The 2,275-nt window shown below is 71.3% G+C and carries 1 protein-coding gene; it reads right to left on the minus strand.

Annotated elements, in window-relative coordinates:
* Positions 1 to 198: 198 nt before the first annotated feature.
* Positions 199 to 2,275 (minus strand): WD40 repeat domain-containing protein (locus AB0G02_RS35940; RefSeq protein ID WP_360803648.1); only part of this gene is annotated, 2,077 nt, incomplete at its 5' end.

Below are 2,275 nucleotides of genomic sequence, written 5' to 3' on the forward strand. Positions count from 1 at the left end.
CGTCGAGCACGAGGCCGTCTACTACCGTGAGCACCAGCCAACCCCGGCTGGAGCGATCAACTAATCGAGTCTCCATCAATGCCGGAGCGCTTCACGGCGCTTACGGAGCCCGTCGAGTGATCGGTTCGCCCAAGAAGCCTCCTGTTTGAGTCGGTGGACACCGCGCCTCCGGCTCCGAGTACGAGGGGCTCGCCGTGGTCATCCGCACACCCGGCGGTGCGGCAGGCCCGGGATGTACTGGCTCCACTCCGCCGGGCTGACGGGCTCCCCGGAGGTCTTGCACACCGTGTCGGCGACCGCTTCCGGATTCACCGCCCAGAGCCGAGCCGTCCGATCGACGCTCGCCGCCGCGATGGTGCCGCCGTCCGGGCTGAATTTCACGGAGTGCACCGCACCGGTGGCCGCGGTGAGCGTCGCGAAGTGGCTCGGGCGCGCCGGGTCGGTGACGTTCCACAGCCACACCGAGCGGTCGGCGCTGCTTGCGGCCAGCACCCGCCCGTCGGGGCTGAACTCGACCGCGTACACGTAGTTCGACGGACCGGTGATCGGATCACCGATCGCCTGGGGCCGCGACTTGTCGGTCATGTCCCACAATCGAACAGTCTTGTCGGCGCTGCCCACGGCCAGCGTGCGGCTGTCGGGGCTGAACACGACCGAGTGCACGTAGCTCACCGGCCCCCCGATCGACGCTAGGGCGCGGATCTTCGACAGGTCGTGAACGTCCCAGAGCCACACCGTTTTGTCCAGGCTGCCGGCCGCCAGCGTCGTGCCGTCCGGGCTGAACGCGATCGAGTAAATGTGGTTCGTCGGTCCGGTGAGCGCCCCTCCCACCTGCCGGGGCCTGGCCCGGTCGGTGATGTCCCACAGCCACACCACGTTGCCGACGCCGGACACCGCCAGGAGCGAGCCCTGACGACCGAAGGCGATGGTGAGGTACTCCGGCGGTGCGAAGCCGCCGCCCAGGGGCTCTCCCAACGGCGTCGGGTGGTCGGGGCGGTCGATGTCCCACAGCTGCACGCGCGAGTCCAAGCCGCCTGCGGCGAGGGTCCGGCCGTCTGACGACATGTCGAGCGTGCCGATGAACCGGTTGCCCGGCGCCGGGTTCTCCACCGGCGCACCGATCATGCGTGGCCGTTGTCGGTCGCTGACGTCCCACAGCCGAAACCGGCCGTCGGCCGTGCCGCTGCCCGTGGCGAGGAGCGCGCCCGTCGGGTCGAACTGCACGTTGAACACGCCGTCGCGGCTGTCCGTGATCACCGGGCCCGGTACGGCCCACAGCCGCACCGCGCCGTCGGCGGCGCCGGTCGCGAGCGTCCCGCCGCCGTCGAGGTAGGCGACCGTGGTGACCGGGCCGGGATGGGGCAGCGTCTGCGCAACGGTCCAGTCGGACGTGTTCCGTAGCACCACGGTGTTGTCCGAACTGCCCGAGGCCACGGTGCGCCCGTCCGGGCTGAAGGCCACCGCGTTGATCCAACTCGCCGCGCCGCCCAGCGTGGTGCCCGCCGGGTCGACCACCTCACGGCCTGAAAGCCGCCATAGATAGAGGTTCTTGTCGGAACTGCCGGCGACGAGGCCTTTGCCGTCCGGGCTGAACGCCACGGTGAGGATCTTGCGCGTTGCCCCGACCAACGGTGCACCGACCCGCGTCGCCCGACGGGGGTCGGTGACGTCCCACAGCAGGACCGTGCCGTCCGCGCCGCCCGCGGCGGCGAGCAGGGTGCCGGACGGGTCGAACGCCAGCGAGTAGACGATGCCCTCCGGGTCGCCGAGGGGTGTGCCCGCGGGCTCCGGTGACGGTCGGTCGGTCAGCCTCCAGATCCGCACCGAGGTGTCCGCCCCACCCGCCGCCATGACACCGCGCCCCGGTGCGACGGCGACGGCTTGGACCACGCCTTCCTGCCCCACGACCCGGGTCACCGAGGCGTTCGCGGTGGTGTCCAGCAGGCTCGACCGCGCCTCCACCGTGGGACTAATCCGGTACGCGGCCAACGCCAACTGCGAGGCCAGCGCGACATCGCTACCGCGCAGGTCGTCCGCGTCACCCGACACCTGGCGCGAGATGGCAGCGTCCCGCTCGCGCAGGGCGTCGGTCCGCTGGCGAAACACAGAGACCGCGAGCGCGGCGACGACAAGCATGAGCACGGACAGGGCAGCCACCAAGCGGCGGAGCTGGTTAGCGCGCCTGCGCCGCGATCGCCGCTCCGCCACTTCGGCGGCCACGCTCGCGTCGAGGAACGCGCGCTCCCCCGCGTTGAGAGCCCGGCTGTGCGCGGTG

This window comes from Actinosynnema sp. NPDC023658, from assembly GCF_040639995.1.
Taxonomy (GTDB): domain Bacteria; phylum Actinomycetota; class Actinomycetes; order Mycobacteriales; family Pseudonocardiaceae; genus Actinosynnema.